Annotated in this window: 1 protein-coding gene and 1 tRNA gene; both read left to right on the forward strand. The window is 29.3% G+C overall.

Features of this window, described 5'->3' with window-relative positions; translation table 11 throughout:
• A partial coding sequence (locus AMN84_RS05050) for a hypothetical protein (RefSeq protein ID WP_075483015.1) occupies nucleotides 1-264 on the forward strand: 264 nt, incomplete at its 5' end.
• A gap of 117 nt (nucleotides 265-381) precedes the next feature.
• A tRNA-Val gene (locus tag AMN84_RS02255) sits at nucleotides 382-457 on the forward strand.
• The last annotated feature ends 44 nt before the right edge of the window (nucleotides 458-501 follow it).

Below are 501 nucleotides of genomic sequence, written 5' to 3' on the forward strand. Positions count from 1 at the left end.
ATGATAGGTGAACCTGCTAAAAATTTATTTAAAATATTTAAAAGATTTATATTCTTTATAATTAAAAACAAGAAAATGACTTTTGATTTTAAAAAATTATTTCCACCTGACAAAACTCAAGGGGATCATATTCATCGTTTAGCAGATTATTATATAATGTCGAAAGCAGAGGGATTTTCTTGCAATACAGAGAAACTACCTAGTGGAAATTATATGTTTATCTTAAAAAAAAATAGTTTTTTTACAAGTCATAAAAATTTGTAATTCTTGATAGTTCTTATTAGATATAAATAAAGAAAATTATCTTTTAGGACGTTTTTTTTTATTAATAAAACTTGACGTAATGGTACTAAAAGATATAAAAAACAATGTTCTTGGTATGGGCGGTTAGCTCAGTTGGTAGAGCATCTCGTTTACACCGAGGGGGTCAAAGGTTCGAGTCCTTTACCGCCCACCAAAACTTTAAAAAAAGGGGGTGTAGCTCAGTTGGTTAGAGCGATC

This window comes from Candidatus Pelagibacter communis (assembly GCF_001180105.1).
Lineage (GTDB): Bacteria > Pseudomonadota > Alphaproteobacteria > Pelagibacterales > Pelagibacteraceae > Pelagibacter > Pelagibacter ubique_K.